The 14,297-nt window shown below is 63.6% G+C and carries 13 protein-coding genes; 5 read left to right on the forward strand and 8 right to left on the reverse strand.

Annotated elements, in window-relative coordinates; all coding sequences use genetic code 11:
- Positions 1-66 precede the first annotated feature (66 nt).
- From AB5Y73_RS16740 to AB5Y73_RS16750, 3 genes are all read right to left on the reverse strand, one after another.
- On the reverse strand, positions 67-693 hold the full coding sequence (locus AB5Y73_RS16740; protein WP_162895431.1) for a glutathione S-transferase family protein: 627 nt from the start codon (positions 691-693) through the stop codon (positions 67-69).
- Between the two features lie 106 nt (positions 694-799).
- Positions 800-2,068, reverse strand: coding sequence for an O-acetylhomoserine aminocarboxypropyltransferase/cysteine synthase family protein (locus tag AB5Y73_RS16745; protein WP_064339193.1), 1,269 nt, complete (start codon positions 2,066-2,068; stop codon positions 800-802).
- Positions 2,069-2,220: 152 nt separating this feature from the next.
- Positions 2,221-2,397 (reverse strand): hypothetical protein, encoded by a 177-nt coding sequence (locus AB5Y73_RS16750; protein WP_101323416.1) that lies wholly within the window; start codon positions 2,395-2,397, stop codon positions 2,221-2,223.
- A 100-nt stretch (positions 2,398-2,497) separates the two neighbouring features.
- Here AB5Y73_RS16750 and sgrR point away from each other — a divergent pair, with 100 nt between their 5' ends.
- The 4 genes from sgrR to AB5Y73_RS16770 all read left to right on the forward strand — a co-directional run bounded on the left by sgrR (position 2,498) and on the right by AB5Y73_RS16770 (position 7,930).
- Positions 2,498-4,201: an HTH-type transcriptional regulator SgrR gene (gene sgrR, locus AB5Y73_RS16755; protein WP_162895432.1), complete on the forward strand. Its 1,704-nt coding sequence runs from the start codon at positions 2,498-2,500 to the stop codon at positions 4,199-4,201.
- A 145-nt stretch (positions 4,202-4,346) separates the two neighbouring features.
- A complete protein-coding gene (katG, locus tag AB5Y73_RS16760; RefSeq protein ID WP_107684390.1) occupies positions 4,347-6,524 on the forward strand; it encodes a catalase/peroxidase HPI in 2,178 nt (725 codons plus the stop codon).
- 264 nt (positions 6,525-6,788) lie between these two features.
- A complete protein-coding gene (locus tag AB5Y73_RS16765) occupies positions 6,789-7,184 on the forward strand; it encodes a thioesterase family protein (RefSeq protein WP_005336457.1) in 396 nt (131 codons plus the stop codon).
- Positions 7,185-7,228: 44 nt separating this feature from the next.
- Positions 7,229-7,930 carry a hypothetical protein gene (locus tag AB5Y73_RS16770; protein ID WP_181497713.1) on the forward strand — a complete coding sequence of 234 codons (702 nt, stop codon included), beginning with the start codon at positions 7,229-7,231 and terminating at the stop codon, positions 7,928-7,930.
- Between the two features lie 36 nt (positions 7,931-7,966).
- Here AB5Y73_RS16770 and AB5Y73_RS16775 read toward each other — a convergent pair whose 3' ends face one another.
- The 3 genes from AB5Y73_RS16775 to tyrS form a co-directional block, all read right to left on the reverse strand.
- Positions 7,967-8,716, reverse strand: a complete 750-nt coding sequence (locus AB5Y73_RS16775) for a lipase secretion chaperone (protein WP_107684389.1) — start codon at positions 8,714-8,716, stop codon at positions 7,967-7,969.
- Complete coding sequence (locus AB5Y73_RS16780) at positions 8,713-9,624, reverse strand: triacylglycerol lipase (protein WP_005355232.1); 912 nt, start codon at positions 9,622-9,624, stop codon at positions 8,713-8,715. Before AB5Y73_RS16780 ends, AB5Y73_RS16775 begins: the two co-directional genes overlap by 4 nt.
- A gap of 168 nt (positions 9,625-9,792) precedes the next feature.
- On the reverse strand, positions 9,793-11,058 hold the full coding sequence (gene tyrS, locus AB5Y73_RS16785; RefSeq protein WP_107684388.1) for a tyrosine--tRNA ligase: 1,266 nt from the start codon (positions 11,056-11,058) through the stop codon (positions 9,793-9,795).
- 146 nt (positions 11,059-11,204) lie between these two features.
- On the opposite strand from tyrS, the gene AB5Y73_RS16790 reads away from it, so the two are divergent.
- Positions 11,205-12,053 (forward strand): helix-turn-helix transcriptional regulator, encoded by an 849-nt coding sequence (locus tag AB5Y73_RS16790; protein WP_107684387.1) that lies wholly within the window; start codon positions 11,205-11,207, stop codon positions 12,051-12,053.
- Positions 12,054-12,065: 12 nt separating this feature from the next.
- On the opposite strand, the gene AB5Y73_RS16795 is transcribed toward AB5Y73_RS16790, so the two are convergent.
- Together AB5Y73_RS16795 and AB5Y73_RS16800 are read right to left on the reverse strand one after the other, a co-directional pair.
- Positions 12,066-12,842 (reverse strand): ABC transporter substrate-binding protein, encoded by a 777-nt coding sequence (locus tag AB5Y73_RS16795; RefSeq protein WP_107684386.1) that lies wholly within the window; start codon positions 12,840-12,842, stop codon positions 12,066-12,068.
- A 109-nt stretch (positions 12,843-12,951) separates the two neighbouring features.
- Entirely contained in the window at positions 12,952-14,253 is a 1,302-nt protein-coding gene (locus tag AB5Y73_RS16800; protein WP_107684385.1) for a hypothetical protein, read from the reverse strand.
- Positions 14,254-14,297: the final 44 nt, after the last annotated feature.

Raw genomic sequence — 14,297 nt, forward strand, 5'->3', positions numbered from 1 at the left:
ACCGCAGCCCGCTGCATAACAAAAACGCCCCGACAGTCGGGGCGTTTTGCATGATGGCGATTCGAATCAGGGGCGCTGATCCAGCTCGCGCTCCAGCTCCATGGCCTTCTGACGGGCCGGATGGGTATTGAGGCGCTGCCAGTAGGCTTGCAGGTGCGGGAAGTGGGCCAGCTGGCCGCTTTGAGCCAGCAGATCCACCAGGAAGGAGTTCATGATGTCGGCGCCGGAGAGGCGATCCCCCACCAGATAGTGGCGATTCGCCAGTACCTCATTGAGGTAGCCCAGCACCTTGGCACACTCCGCCTTGGCGTAGTCCGGCAGGAAGCGCATCGGGCTGCCATCCTTGCGCACGAACATGTCGAGCAGCAGCGGCAGGATGCCGGAGCTCTCGGCAAAGTGGAGCCACTGCAGATATTCGGGATACTCCGGGCTATCTGGTGCCGGTGCCAGCCGCTCGGCGGCGTAGCGGGCGATCAGGTACTCGGTGATGGCGCCTGATTCCGCCAGCACCCGGCCGTCGAACTCGATGACCGGCGACTTGCCGAGGGGGTGGATGGCTTTTAGCTCGGGCGGTGCCAGAAAGGTGGTGGCATCGCGCTGATACGCCTTGATCTCATAGGGCTGGCCCAGCTCTTCGAGCAGCCAGATGATGCGTTGGGAGCGGGATTTGTTCAGGTGGTGCAGGACTATCATAACGACCTCGATTCGGTGGCAGGATGGTGTATACGAGCAGGCGAGGGGGGCGGTTCACCGATGGCTAAAAAAGAGCGGGCTGATGCCCGCTCCCTCGTTGACTGACTCAGGCCTCCAGCGCCTGATCCAGATCCGCCAGAATGTCCTCGATCGCCTCGATCCCGACCGACAGCCGGATCATCTCCGGTTTCACCCCGGCCTTGGCCTGCTCCTCCTCGCTCAACTGGCGATGGGTGGTGGAGGCCGGGTGGCAGGCCAGCGACTTGGCGTCGCCGATATTGACCAGCCGCTTGAAGATCTTCAGCGCATCGTAGAAGCGCACGCCCGCCTCGTAGCCATCCTTCAGACCGAACGAGAGGATGGCCGAGGGGCGACCGGCCATGTACTTCTCCGCCAGTAGATAGTGCGGGTGACCCGGCAGACCGGCGTAGCTGACCCAGGCCACCTTGGGGTGATGCTTGAGGTGGTGGGCGACCCGCAGGGCGTTGTCGACGTGGCGCTCCATGCGCAGGCTCAGAGTCTCCAGCCCTTGCAGCAGCAGGAAGGCGTTCATCGGCGCCAGCGCCGCGCCGGTATTGCGCAGTGGCACGGTGCGTACCCGACCGATAAAGGCAGCGGGGCCAAAGGCCTCGGTATAGACCACCCCGTGGTATGAGGGCTCGGGTTTGGTGAGTTGTGGGAAGCGCTCGGCGTGATCCGCCCAGGGGAACTTGCCCGAGTCGACGATGACGCCACCCAGCGAGTTGCCGTGGCCGCCGACATATTTGGTCAGGCTGTGTACGACGATGTCGGCACCGTGCTCGATGGGCTTGCACAGCACCGGGGTGGCGACCGTGTTGTCGACGATAAGCGGCACGCCGCGGGCGTGGGCTGCCTTGGCCAGCGCGGCCAGATCGACGATGTTGCCCGCCGGGTTGCCGATGCTCTCGCAGTAGACCGCCTTGGTCTTGTCGTCGATCAGGGCGGCGATGGCTTCGGCGCTGTCATCCTTGGCAAAGCGCACCTCGACCCCGAAACTCGGCAGCATGTGGGCGAACAGGGTGTAGGTGCCACCATAGAGCTGGGGCGTGGAGACAATGTTGTCACCGGCGGCGGTCAGCGCCTGAATGGCGTAGGTGATGGCGGCGGAACCTGCCGAGACCACCAGCGCGGCGATCCCCCCTTCCAGCGCGGCCATCCGCTGCTCCAGCACATCGTTGGTGGGGTTCATGATGCGGGTGTAGATGTTGCCCGGCACCGCCAGATTGAACAGATCCGCCCCGTGCTGGGCGCTCTCGAACTCGTAGGCCACCGTCTGGTAGATGGGCACGGCGACCGCCTTGGTGGTGGGGTCGTTGGAAAAGCCGTGGTGCAGGGCCAGGGTCGCATCTTTCATCACACACTCCTTGTTGGATGTTGCTTATGGCAGTTATAGATGGATAGACGTCCAATCTATCAGGCCCGTGGCCGATGTAAACAGCAAGATCCGGCAAAGCAATGTCGCCCGCAGGGGATGCGTGTCCCGAGTGGCGGGCAGGCCTGCCGTGCTCAGAGGCGACGGCGATACTCCTTGTCATCGATCTGGTTCATATCCCACTGCATCAGGCGGTTGAGCTGCTGCATGGGATCCTCGATGAGCGCCAGCGGGCGCGGCAGGATCCGCTTGAAGTAACGGCGCAAGGTCTGCTGTATCCGGTTCGGTTTGAGGGGGTTGGCGTGGCTCATGATGGTGCTCCTCTACTGTGGTTCTCACGTTCATCAGCAGTATTGAGCTAAAATGCGGAAGTAAAAACTGATGACTTATAGCAACAGGATTTCCTCTTTTATGCCGACCGGTCGCCTCTACCAGCAATTTCAACGACTCGCCCAGCTGCTTGGCAGCGACGAGCGGGAGATCAGCCTCGCCGAGGTGGCGGATCTGCTCTGCTGCACCCCGCGCAACGCCCGCCTGCTGCTGCGGCGGATGCAGGATCAGGGCTGGCTCAGCTGGTCGGCGGAAGCGGGGCGGGGGCGGCGCTCCCGGCTCACTCTGCTCGACAGTCAGGAGAGCCTGACCCGGCGCCGCTTGAGGGATCTGCTCAGTCAGGGCCAGTTGGCGCAGGCGGTGCGGCTGGCCGAAGATCGCCTCGATCTGCTCACTCCGTTGCTGATCGAACAGCTCGGTCAGGCCACCCGCGAGGGGCGCCAGATCCTGCGGGTGCCCTACTACCGGCCGCTGCCGCAGTTGCTGCCCACCGGCCCGATGCGCCGCTCCGAAATTCACCTGAGCCGCCAGATCTTCAACGGCCTCACCCGGCGAAATGAGGAAAATGGGGAAATCGAAGGGGATCTCGCCCACCACTGGGAGTGTCTGGGCCCCTGTCACTGGCGCTTTTACCTGCGTCCGGCGGTTCGTTTTCACCACGGTCGCGAGCTGGTGGTGGAGGATGTGATGGAGAGCCTGCTGGCCCTGCGGGATCGGCCGCTGTTTTCCCATCTGACTCGGCTGGAGAGCCCTTGGCCGCGCACGCTGGATCTCTATCTCGACAGTCCGGATCCCTGGCTGCCCCACCTGCTGGCGGAGCCGGTGGCGACCATTTTGCCGCGGGAGCTCAAGGGGGAGGCGGGCTTTGCCCTGCAACCGGTGGGCACCGGTCCTTACCGGGTGGCCGCCAACGATCCCCTGCATCTTTGCCTTGCGGCGTTTGACGACTACTTCGGCCTGCGCGCCCTGCTCGACGAGATCGATATCTGGATGCTGCCGGAGCTGGCGGAGCGGCTGGAGACCCACCTGCAGCTTGGGCGCGACAGCCCCGAGCTCGGCACCATGCGCGGCGAGTCGGAGCTGGAGTCGGGCTGCTACTTCCTGCTGCAGGACGATCGTTCCGGATCCTTGCAGGATCCCGTCCTGCGCCAGTGGCTCGGCCAGTTGCTCAGTCCGGTGGCTCTGATGGGGCGGGTCGCCCCCGAGTTGCAACGGGGCTGGACCAGTGCACTCGGCCTGCTGCCCCACTGGCGCGAAGCGCTGCCCGCGCCCTTGCCCAGACCGGCGCAGTTGCCGACGACCTTGGTGCTTGCCTGCTTCAACCAGCATCTGGAGTTCAACGAGTGCGCCAACGCCATGAGCAGCCTGCTGGCCGAACAGGGGATCCGGCTCGAGGTGCGCACCCTGGATTACGGTCGCTGGGTGAGTGGCGAGGATGAAGACGTGGATCTCTGGCTCGGTACCCTCAACCTCGAGCATGCCGGCCCCTTTGCCCCCTACGCCTGGTTGCAGGGCACCCCGTTGCTGCGCAAGGTGTGGGGCAGTCAGCATGAGTTGTGGCAGGGGTTGATGCAGTGGCGGGCCAGCGGTGAGGAGCCCGGCCCCCGCGCCCTGCTGGCAACTGTGCAGCAGCAGAGCTGGTTTGTGCCGCTGTTTCACCACTGGCTGGAGCTGGAGAGCCGGGTCGGCGTGCACGGGGTGCGGATGACAGCGCTCGGCTGGTTCGATTTTCGCAGCGCCTGGCTGCGGCCCGAGCCGCCCCATCAGCTCGCAGAGGCGCCATAGTTCGTCCAATTTCTGTCGCGGCTGACGGGCGTTCCGTGGCCGCTTACGCGAAAGATCCGTAAATCGGCCGCTGCTGCACAGTTTGTGTCACGCCTCTGTGCCATGCTGTTTCAGGTTATGGACAGCAGAGCAAATGAGGAAAACGATGAGCAATAATTCAGACAGTTCCGCAGGAAAATGCCCGGTCATGCACGGGGGAACCACCTCCGTCGAGACGTCCAGAATGGAGTGGTGGCCGAAGAGCCTCAACCTCGACATTCTTCACCAACACGATACCAAGACCAATCCGCTGGGGGCCGGTTTCAACTATCGGGAAGCCTTGAAGGGGCTCGATATGGCGGCCCTCAAGCAGGATGTGACCGCCCTGATGACCGACAGTCAGGAGTGGTGGCCCGCCGACTGGGGCCACTACGGCGGCCTGATGATCCGCATGGCCTGGCACTCGGCCGGGACTTACCGCATCGCCGATGGCCGCGGCGGTGGCGGCAGCGGCAACCAGCGTTTTGCCCCCCTCAACTCCTGGCCGGACAACGCCAACCTCGACAAGGCCCGTCGCCTGTTGTGGCCCATCAAGAAGAAGTACGGCAACAAGATCAGTTGGGCCGATTTGATCATTCTGGCGGGCACCGTGGCTTATGAGTCCATGGGGCTCAAGACCTTCGGCTTCGCCTTTGGCCGCGAGGATATCTGGCACCCGGAGAAGGATATCTACTGGGGATCGGAGAAGGAGTGGCTGGCGCCCAGCGGCAAGCCGGGCGGTCGTTACTCCGGCGAGCGGGATCTGGAAAACCCGCTGGCGGCGGTGATGATGGGGCTTATCTACGTCAACCCGGAAGGGGTGGATGGCAAGCCAGATCCGCTGAAAACCGCGCAAGATATGCGAGTCACCTTCGCCCGCATGGCGATGGATGATGAAGAGACGGTGGCGTTGACTGCCGGTGGCCACACCGTCGGCAAGGCTCACGGCAACGGCGATGCTAAACAGCTCGGCCCCGAGCCGGAAGGGGCCAGCCTCGAGGAGCAGGGGCTGGGCTGGATCAATCACCACAGCCGCGGCATCGGCCGCAACACTGTGACCAGCGGCATCGAGGGGGCCTGGACCACCCACCCGACCCAATGGGACAACGGCTACTTCGATCTGCTGTTCAAGTACGACTGGTGGTTGCAAAAATCACCGGCGGGGGCCCATCAGTGGGAACCGATCAATATCGCCGAAGAGGAAATGCCGGTAGATGTGGAGGACCCCTCGATCCGCTGCAAACCCATGATGACGGATGCCGACATGGCGCTCAAATTCGACCCCGAGTATCGCAAGATTGCCGAGCGTTTCCGTGATGATCCGGCGGCCTTCTCCGACGCCTTCGCCCGCGCCTGGTTCAAGCTGACCCACAGGGATATGGGGCCGAAGAGCCGCTATGTTGGCCCCTATGTGCCGACAGAAGATCTGATCTGGCAGGATCCGGTGCCAGCCGGACGTGCCGATTATGACGTGGCGGCGGTCAAGGCCAGGATTGCCGCCAGCGGTCTCTCCATCAGCGAGCGTGTGAGTACCGCCTGGGATAGTGCCCGTACCTTCCGTGGCTCCGACAAGCGGGGCGGTGCCAACGGTGCCCGCATCCGGCTGGCGCCGCAGAAGGATTGGCCGGGCAACGAACCGGCGAAGTTGGCGAAGGTGCTGGCGGTCTATGACAAGCTGGCGGCCGAGAGTGGCGTCAGCGTCGCGGATCTCATCGTGCTGGGGGGCAACCTCGCCATCGAGCAGGCTGCCCAGGCCGCCGGAGTGACGGTGAGCGTGCCGTTTGCGCCGGGCCGGGGGGACGCCACTCAGGCCCAGACCGATGTGGCCTCGTTCGAGGTGTTGGAACCGTTGGCCGATGGCTTCCGCAATTGGCTCAAGCAGGACTATGTGGTGACGGCGGAGGAGCTGCTGCTGGATCGCGCCCAGCTGATGGGGCTCACCGCCTGCGAGATGACGGCGCTGGTCGGCGGGATGCGGGTGCTCGGCACCAACCATGGCGGTACCGGGCACGGGGTCTTTACCGATCGGGTCGGGGTACTCAGCAACGACTTCTTCGTCAACCTGACCGACATGGGCTACCAGTGGCTGCCGAAAGCGAGCAATCTCTACGAGATCCGCGATCGCCGCAGCGGCGCGCTGAAGTGGACGGCCACCCGGGTGGATCTGGTGTTCGGCTCCAACTCGGTGCTGCGCGCCTATGCCGAGGTCTATGCCCAGGATGACAACAAGGAGAAGTTTGTCTGTGACTTCATCACCGCTTGGAACAAGGTGATGAATGCGGATCGCTTCGATCTGTTGGGCTAGTCCCCGAGCCGTTTGGTTATCTGCATCAGCCCCGCACACCCTAGGTGTGTGGGGCTTTTTACTGCCCGCTTTTCTGTGCAGCCCTACAATCCACCGCGCTGCGACACCCGCTGGCCGGTCGCGCAGGGCCGCTGGCATCCCTGTGCTTGGGCCAGCAGTATCATGTAACATGCTGATCCGCTGGTGATGCCCGGCGGCCACCCATTGGCCACTGATGTCCCATGAACGGACAAGGACAGAAACAAAGAGACAAGGAGTCAACCCATGCTGGAAATGCAGATCCAACCCCGCTTTCAGGAGACGGATGCCCTCGGCCATATCAACAATACGGTGCCGGCGGTCTGGTTTGAATCGGCGCGGGATCCCCTGTTCCGGATCTTCTCCCCCGATCTGGATGTGCATAACTGGCATCTGATCATCGCGGGCTACACAGTGCAGTTCAAACGGGAGCTGTTCTACGGCCAGCCGGTCACCATCAAGACCGGCGTGCGCCGCATCGGCACCAGTTCCTTTACGGTCTGGCAGGAGGCTTGGCAGGGCGGCGAACTGGCCGTCACCGCCGAAACGACCCTGATCCATTTCGACTACCGGGCCCGCCAATCCCTGCCCCTGAGCGATGCTCACCGGGAAGGGCTGCGGGCCTGGCTGACAGAGAGTTAACCACGGGCCGGATGGCCCATCACAGGAGTGTTATGTACAACTCAATGCGCAACACAGCGATCGCGCTGACCCTGGGATTCTGCGCCCTCCCTTCTCTGGCCGCTTCTCTCGCCGAGCAGTTTACCCTGATGGAGAAGGGGGCCGAGAGCGCCCTCGATACCCGTCAATTCAGCCATGACGGCGTCGATATCAAGGCCTGGATCGATGGTACCCCCGTCATCATCGCCGTGCCCATCATGAACGAGCTGGGCAAGCTGGAAGGGGAGAGCCGCTACTACTTCAAGGGCGGCAAGCTGTTCGGGGTCAAAGAGCCCGCCGCCCAGTTTGCCTTTGATGACAGCGGCAAGCTGACCCAATGGCTGGACGAGAAGGGGCAGCCCGCCGAGTTCGTCAGCAAGATGAGCATGCTGCAGCGTCAGGAGTGGCTCACCAAGCGGGCCGCCGAGCTGAGCAAGCTGTTTGTGGTGAGCGCGGCCGAACAGAAGGCGGCCAAGGGGGGCGTCAAGCTGAAGGGGGCGGATCTCGCTCACTGGCTCTGCAACGGCAAACTGATGGATCTCGCCCACGGCGACAAGGTGATCTTCGAGCAGGATAAGCTGAAGATTGGCGAGCAGGGGATCGAGGGGGAGGTCTCCCTGCGTCAGGATAAGGGGTGGCAGGAGCTGAGCCTCAAGTGCGAGGTGCAGGGCACTCAGGTAACCCGCCTCACCTGGCAGCCGCTGCCGGGGGCCAACAAGCCGCAATAAGCGCAATAGCAAGGGGGCCCATCGCGGGCCCCCTTCTCATTCGGCTTGTGGCTCCCCCAGCTTGAGCCGGGTGAGCGCCTCGACCCGGCGCCACTGTCCGGGCTCGAACCAGCGGGCCAGCAGCTCCTGCTGCTGTTCGGCCCGGGCCTCGTTCGGCAGTTGTCTGAGCTCGGCCAGAAAGCCGCTGAGCTGCTCCTCGAACCCTTGCCGGTTCTGCTCCAGCTGGCGCATCCGATCCACTGCTTCCGGCCCCCCCGTCTCCAGCAGCAGAGCCTCCCGTTTGGCCGGGTCCATCTGCGCCAGCTCTTGCAACTCCCCAAGCAGGCGGCTGTTGGCCTCCGCCTCGCGAAACCAGCCCGGTTGCTCCGCCAGCCAGAGATCCAGCTCGCTGGCCAGCTGCGACTTGTCGCTGTCTCTTGCTTCCGCCAGCGCCCTGCGGCGCAGGGTCAGCTGCTCCATCAGTCGATCCTCGGTAAACAGCTGGGCCTGCTCCGCCGGGGTAAAGCTCTGCTGGCGCAGCTGCTCCCGCTCGTCAAACAGGATCTGCAAGCTGGCGAGGGAGATCTCGGTGGGCACCGTCAGGCTGCTCTGGGCGGAGACAAAGGTGCGATAGCGCGCCTGCAGGACATCGGCGGCCTCCTGCTCGGGATCGTGCGGGTGGCTCTGTGCATGCTGGCTGGCTTGAGCCTGTGATGAGTCTGCCGTCGGTGCAGTGGGCCAGAGCAACACCCCGCCAAGTAGCAGGGTGATGGCGCAGGGCACGACGAGCAGGGTGGCTATCTTCATAGTCCCAGCTCCTTGAGACGGTTGGCATGCTGGCGATAGAGGGTGACCGGATCGGTCTCGAACAGATGGTGGATACCGAAGGACTGGTTCACTTCGTCCAGATGGTTCATCCGGTAGTCGGTGCCGATCACCTTGCCGAGGTGGCTGCTGCAGACCCCGACCAGCCCGTCATTGGGCTCCTTGAAGAAGGCGCCGGTCAGCGCCAGCGCAGGATCCACCGGATCCAGCAGATTGGTCAGATTGCCTCGTCCGCTCCAGGAGAAGTAGTAGACGCCGTTGGTCGCCTGCATCGGCCCCTCGCCGCAATAGCGGCTGGGCAGCCCCTCCGGGTAGCGCTGGTTGAACTGGCTGGCCCCCTTGCTGGTGAGGGCATCGAGGGCGGCGACCGGATCTTGCGGCAGCTGGCTCCCGCCCGAGAGCAGTGAAATCATGCCGGAGAGGGCGTGGGCCGCGGCGGCAGCCAGCTTCTCGGCGGCGCTGCCGGGGGCGGCATTGGCCCGCACCAGATCGGCAATCTCTGAGCCGTAGTTGACCCCGCCGACGCTGGTGGCGGAGGCGACCAGCTCGGGGGCGACCGAGGCGACATAGCGAATGGTGGGGCCGCCGTGAGAGTGGCCGATCAGGTTGACCTTCTCGGCGCCGGTGGCCGCCAGTAGCAGCTCAACCTGGGCGAGCAGTTGCTCCCCCCGTTGTTCCGAACTGGCGGTGGCCGACACCTGAGCCACGTAGACTTTGGCACCATCCCGGCTCAGGGCCTGGGGAATGCCGTAGAAGTAATCGACCCCGAGTAGCTTGTCGAAACCGAACAGGCCGTGCACCAGCACTATGGGGTAGCGGGTCTGGGTGTATCCGCTGGCGTGTGCCAGCATGGGCAGGGTGCAGAGCAGCACCAGAAGCCATCTCTTCATCATCAGCATCCTTGTTGATTCGTGAGGAACAGATTGTGTGGCGTACTCCATGTTCGCCGGTGCCAGTATGGTGGCTGCTGACGGGAGAGGCTGTGAGGGGGATCGCAACTCGGGATTCAAAAGGGATTCAGGGTGCGGGCGGGGAGGCTGAACTCCCCGCCCTGCGGCTTATTGCCACTCCACCAGGTGATACTGCTTCTTGCCCCGGCGCAGCAGCAGGTAGCGGCCAAACAGCCGATCATCGGCACTCAGCTGTTCATCCTGCTTGATCACACCATTGAGGCTGATGGCCCCCGCCGCCAGCAGCTCGCGGGCGATGCGTTTGGAGTTCGCCAGACCGCAGCTGACCAGCAGGCTGACCAGATCCGTCTCGCCGCTGACGGTGCTGCTCGGCATGCCATCCTGCGCCAGCTGGGCCAGATCGCTCTCGCCGAGGCGGGCCACATCGCCGCTAAACAGCAGCTCGCTGATGCGCTGCACCGCCGCCAGCGCAGCCTTGCCGTGTACCAGCTCGGTCAGCTCGTTCGCCAACACCTGCTGGGCCTGCTTGCGCCCCTGCCGCTTCGCGTCTTCCGCCTCCAGTGCATCAATCTCGCTCAGCGACATAAAGCTGTAGTAGCGCAGGAAGCGGTAGACATCCTCATCCGCGGTGCCGAGCCAGAACTGGTAGAAGGCGTAAGGGGAGGTGAGCGCCGGATCGAGCCAGACCGCGCCCCCTTCGGTCTTGCCGAACTTGGTGCCGTCTGCCTTGGTGATGAGGGGCAGGGTCATGCCGTGTACCTGCGCCTGATGGAGGCGACGGGTCAGATCCATGCCGCTGGTGATATTGCCCCACTGGTCGTTGCCGCCAATCTGCAGGGTGCAGCCGAGCCTCTGGTGCAGCACTGCAAAATCGTAGGATTGCAGTAGAGCGTAGGAGAACTCGGTGAACGAGATGCCCTGATCCGGACGGGCCAGCCGCTGGCGCACCGACTCCCGCGCCAGCATGGCGTTGACCGAGAAGTGCTTGCCGATATCCCGCAGAAAGTCGAGGGCGGACATCTGCCCCATCCAGTCGCCATTGTTGACCAGTTGCGGGGCCGACAGGCCCTCATCGGCGGGCAGCAGCGCCCTGATTTGGGCCGACAGGCTGGCGACCCAACCCTGCACGGTATCGGCACTGTTGAGGCTGCGCTCGGTCGCCTTGAAGCTGGGATCGCCGATAAGGCCGGTTGCCCCGCCCACCAGTGCCACCGGGGTGTGCCCAGCCAGCTGGAAGCGGCGCAGCATCAAGAGCGGCACCAGATGACCGATATGCAGGCTGCCGGCGGTGGGATCGAACCCGCAATAGACGGTGCGCGGGGTGGAGAGATGATCGGCCAGGGCCGCCGGGTCGGAATTCTGGGCCACAAGGCCGCGCTGACTCAGTTCATCGAGCAGGTGGGGGTTGATCATGGGTTCTCCAACAGCAGGGGGAAAAGTCGTCATCCTCGCTGTTCTGGCTGGTGGCGGATATGTCCCCTGAGGGACAGTTTTGCCACTCTCGTGCTAGCATTCAGCCATAGCGGGGAATCGCTCCCCGTCACCGGAAACGTGCCACCATGACCCAGCCATTAACCACAGATGCCTTGACCCGCAGCATGACCGAGGTGGTCGATGCCCTGCACAGCAGCGCCTTTGCGGCGGCGCTGGTGCGGCTGATCCAGCAACAGGTGGCGTTTGATTGCGCCCTGCTGCTCGGGGTGGGGCAGCGGCCCGTCTACCTCTACGACAACCTCAATCATCAGCGGGCCCTGCTGTTTGACCGCTACCTCACCAGCCACTTCAGTCAGGATCCCTTTATGCAGGCGCTGGAGCAGGGCTTGCCTGCCGGCGTCTGGACCCTGGCGCAGGTCTCCCAAGGGCGGCTCGATCCCGAATATCGCCACCACTTCTATCAGGCTACCGGCTGGCAGGAGGAGGTGGGGCTGATCCTGCCGGTGCGGGACGGGCTGACGCTGATGCTGTTTCTGGGGCGACTCGACAAGCGCAGTACCCTCAGCCGTGACGAGCTGGCGAGGCTGGAGCAGCTGTTCCCGCTGGTACATTCGCTCTGTCGCCAGCAGTGGCGGCAGAGCCAGCCGCTGTTGGCCCAGAGCACTGCGCTGCCAGACAGCGCCAGCCTCCGGAGTGCGGTGGAGCAGGCTATGTCGAGTGTGGGGGGGGATCGGCTCACCCGGCGCGAGCGGCAGGTGGCGGAGTTGCTGCTGCAGGGATTGGATACGGAGGCGATTGCCGCAGCGCTCGGGATTGGCAGCGGCACGGTGAAGAATCACCGCAAGCATCTCTATGACAAGCTGCGACTCGGCTCGCGGGCCGAGCTGTTCACTCTTTTTTTGAACCACCTCATTACGGCGCCGGTGGAGGCATCACAGGCGTCATCGGCGGGAGATAGAGAGAGCCCGCCATAGGGCGGGCCGGGTTTACTCGAGGCGCGGGATGGGGGGATTGGTTTCGGGCAGGATACTGAGCAACTGGTAGCGCTTCACCAGCTGCTTGTATTCATCCCCCTGTCTGACCTTGTCCAGCGCCTGTTGCAGGCGGGCAACCTGTTGTTTGTCTGCCCTCAGGTTGAAGGCGAAGCAGTTGTCCTGCTCTTCAAGAATCGCGACGGTGGCAAAATCCTCGCTGGGGAAACCCAGCTCCTTGGCCTGATGGCGCAACATCACCTCGTTGCCCGCCACCAGATCGGTGCGTGCCATGATGAGCTGGCGCACCACCTGCTCCATACGCTCCACCGACATCATATTGCCCGGGCTGATCCCGCGGTTGAGCAGCAACTGCTCCCCGACATCCGCCTGCATCACACCGATCTGCAGCTTGGCGAGATCCGCTTTGCTGGCTATTTTGGGGGCATCCTGCTTGCGGCCAACCAGCGCGACCCTGGAGTGGCTGATGGGGCAGACCCAGAGGAAGTGGGGATCCCGCTCCTTGGTATGTGCCGTGGTAAAGAGCACGGCCTCTTGCTGCTGGGTCAGCAGATACCAGCCGCGGGCCCAGGGCAGAAAGTGGATGGGTTGCTCCGGCTCTCCCATTTCACGCCACATCAGGCGCAGCAACTCGACCGCCAACCCCACAGGCTGACCATTTTTATCCTGGCCATTGAGCGGCATGTTCTGTTCCGAATAGTAGATAAGTGCCGGAGCCGGGAGCGCGATAAACAGGGCGAGAGAAGCGAGAGCAGGGAGTAGACGACGCATGATGCACTCCTTGTGCGGGTAGTTACCTAACAGTCTATGTGGCCTTTTCCATAACGTCATGATCCGGTAGCGGGATAAAAAACAGGCCACCTTGCGGTGGCCTGTCGGTTTATTTCAGCAGGGCTTCCATCTCCGCCTCTGCCTTGGCGCGAGCCTTGGCCTCCGCCGCTCTGGCGGCATCGGCAATGCTCTCTCCGGCCGTATGAGAGGCGGCACTGACGGCCTGCCGGGCTGGTTCGGCAACAGCCTTGGTTGCTTCTTGCGTCACGGTCGCGGCGGCACTGCTGACTGCCTGTTTGGCCGGAGCGACAACGGCTTTGGTGGCTTCCTGTGTCACGGCCGCCGCGGCACTGCTGACGGCCTGCTTGGCAGGAGCGGCAACTGCTTTGGTAGCTTCTTGTGTCACGGTAGCTGTGGCACTGCTGACGGCCTGTTTGGCAGGAACGGCAACGGCCTTGGTGGCTTCTTGGGTCATGGTCGCCGCGGCGCTGCTGACAGTCTGTTTGACAGGAGTGGCAACGGCCTTGGTGGCTTCTTGGGTTACGGTCGCAGCGGCGCTGCTGACGGCTTGCTTGGCAGGAGCGGCCACAGCCTTGGTCGCTTCTTGGGTCGCGGTCGCAGCGGCGCTGCTGACAGCCTGTTTGGCAGGTGTGACAACGGCTTTGGTGGCCTCTTGTGTCACGGTGGCGGTGGTGCTGCTCACCGCTTGCTTGGCTGGCGCAGTGACAGCGGTGGTTGCACTACCAGTCAGATCGGTCGCGCTCTGGCTCACCGCTTGGGTAGCCTGCCCTGTGGCGTTTGCGGCTGCGCCGCTGATAGCCTGGCTGGCGCTGTTGGTCAGCGAGCCGGTGACGCCGCGGGTCACTGTGCCCAGCGCGCTGCCAAGGGAGAAGGGGGAGGCGCTACTCTGACTGGTCGCCGCCCCGGTCAGGGCATTGGCCGCCGGGGTGAGCTGGCTGGTGGGGGTCTGCCAGCCCTGCATGGCGGTTGGCCAGGTCGGTGCCGTGCCCGCCAGATTTTCGCCGAAGGTCAGGGTGGTGCCATCCCCTTTTTGCAGCAATACAGACATCTGGTTGGTTTGCGAGTTCCACACCATCCCCGCCTGCTTGGCGATATCCGGCACGGGCGCATATTCGGAGACCACATAGAAAAGCGGCCCCTCCTGCTGTAACTTGTCGGCAGTCTTGAGCAACTGCATGGTGCTGTCGTAGTTGGGGCCAAGGATGGCGGTCATCCGGTCCTTGATCAGGGGTTGTTCGAACAGATTGACCTCGTTCGGGTCAAAGCCGACCAGCGGCTTGAGCAGGGCCCACATCAGCTGACTGGTGGGGCTCATCATCAGCAATGGGGCAACGCAGGCGGACAACATCAGGCTCAGGCAGGCCGCCTGAAGCAACGGCATGATACGCATTGGGATAATATCCAAATAACGATTTGATAAATAAGGTTATATTT

The sequence above is a fragment of the Aeromonas sp. s7(2024) genome (assembly GCF_040907825.1).
GTDB lineage: Bacteria > Pseudomonadota > Gammaproteobacteria > Enterobacterales > Aeromonadaceae > Aeromonas > Aeromonas veronii.